Raw genomic sequence first — 1,862 nt, 5'->3', positions numbered from 1 at the left:
AGCCGGCAGGCCATATTTCTGGCCGACAAAGAAGTCGTCCGCACCGAAGCCCGGAGCTGTATGAACACAACCGGTGCCGGCGTCAGCGGTGACATGATCGCCCAGGATGACTAACGATTCACGGTCATAGAGCGGATGCTGGCAGGTGATCATCTCCAGCTCGCGGCCCTTGAAGGTCTTGATGATGTCTTTCTTTTCCAATCCGAACTTGGCCCACAGCGTGTCGACCAGTTCTTCCAATACGATCAGCTTGCCCTTTTCGCTGTCCACCAGCGCATAGGTCAGCTCCGGATTCAGGCAGATCGCCAGGTTGGCCGGGATCGTCCACGGCGTCGTCGTCCAGATCACAAACGAAGTCTCGTTATCGAGGAGACCCTTGCCGTCCTTCACCGCAAACTTGACGAAGATCGTCGGCGACTTGATGTCCTTGTATTCGATTTCCGCTTCCGCTAAGGCCGATTCGCTGGATGGGGACCAGTAGACCGGCTTTAAGCCCTTGTAGATCAGACCGTCCATCGCCATCTGGCCGAAGATCTGGATCTGGTGCGCTTCAAATTCCTTCTTTAACGTGATGTAAGGATGATCGTAGTCACCGACCACGCCCAGCGCCAGGAACCCAGCCTTCTGTCGTTCAACCTGTTCCAGGGCATAGTCGTAACAGAGCTTGCGGAATGCCGACAGCTCCATCTTCTTGCGGTCGTAGCCCAGCTTGGTGATTGCCGTTTCAATCGGCAGGCCGTGGGTATCCCAGCCCGGGATGTACGGCACCTTGTAGCCGGCCATGTAATGCGAGCGCACGATGACATCCTTTAAAATCTTGTTTAACGCGTGGCCCAGATGGATGTCGCCGTTGGCATACGGCGGCCCGTCATGCAGCACGAACGCTTCGCAGCCCTCGCGCTTCGCCAGCATTTTTTCGTAGATGGCCTGTTCTTTCCAGCGGGTCTGATAGCCGGGTTCTTTCGTCGGCAGCTTGCCTCTCATCTCGAACTTCGTATTCGGCATCAGTAGTGTGTTTTTGTAATCCATGTCCTCTACCTCCTCAACAATAAAAAAGCGCCCTTAGAAAAGGACGCAGTTCTGCGCGGTACCACCTTTGTTCACCCTTCCGCCCGCAGGGGAAGAATGCGCTTCTCTCATAACGCCGAGTCGCGGTCTTTCCTACTCATTTCAAAAAGACAGCTCGCAGGTGATGTCCTGTCCACCCGGGGTTCTGCGTTTCACCAACCCGCAGACTCTCTGCACTCCCGTTGCCGTGGAACCGGCGCGTCCTGCATCAAAGCTTTTCCTGATTCAGCCATTCCGATTTCGGAACCGGCGGAATTTCAAACTGATCCAGCATCCCCATCAGCGAGGACAGCTGTTCCTGCATATCGCCCTTCATCTCCGTCGCCTCCGACGCGATGCGCGAGAGGTCGTTCAGGATGATCCGGGCGGTCGTCAGCGCTTCGCTCACAATCGCGTCCGCGTTGTTCTGCGCGGTTTCGATGATCGTGTTGGCTTCCTTGAGGGCCAGGCGCGCGATATCATCGGCCGCCTTTTCCTTCACAGTCAGTTCGCTGACCAACGTTTGATAACGCTGACGGATCACCGCCAGCTGCTCGTTGGCGGATTGGATCTGACGGCTGGTCAGATCCAGCTGTTTTTTCAGAGAATCAATTTCCCGGACATACCGGTCAACCGCGTCGTCGACGGCAAAGCGGTCGTATCCGTTTTTCATCACTCGGAATTTCGGCGTTCCCGGTTCCAAAGAAATCCCTCCTTTTAAACATACTGTTCAAATTCAGCGACGATCCGGTCGCTGCGGGTCTGACCGCGCTGGCCTTTCAGCACAAAACGCCCGTACCCGCGCACGGAAATCG

Annotated in this window: 2 protein-coding genes; both read right to left on the bottom strand. The window is 55.9% G+C overall.

All coding sequences use genetic code 11. From position 1 onward, the window contains the following. Positions 1-1,029, bottom strand: a 1,029-nt coding sequence (locus tag HOLDEFILI_RS15630; RefSeq protein WP_006060826.1) for a class I tRNA ligase family protein, incomplete at its 3' end; no start/stop codon positions are given. 247 nt (positions 1,030-1,276) lie between these two features. Next, positions 1,277-1,750, bottom strand: coding sequence for a DivIVA domain-containing protein (locus HOLDEFILI_RS15625; protein ID WP_050767002.1), 474 nt, complete (start codon positions 1,748-1,750; stop codon positions 1,277-1,279). Positions 1,751-1,862: the final 112 nt, after the last annotated feature.

This window comes from Holdemania filiformis DSM 12042 (assembly GCF_000157995.1).
In the GTDB taxonomy this organism is placed as follows: Bacteria; Bacillota_I; Bacilli_A; order Erysipelotrichales; family Erysipelotrichaceae; genus Holdemania; species Holdemania filiformis.
The sequence above is the reverse complement of the archived record's forward strand: the minus strand, read 5'-3'. Positions and strand labels throughout refer to the sequence as shown.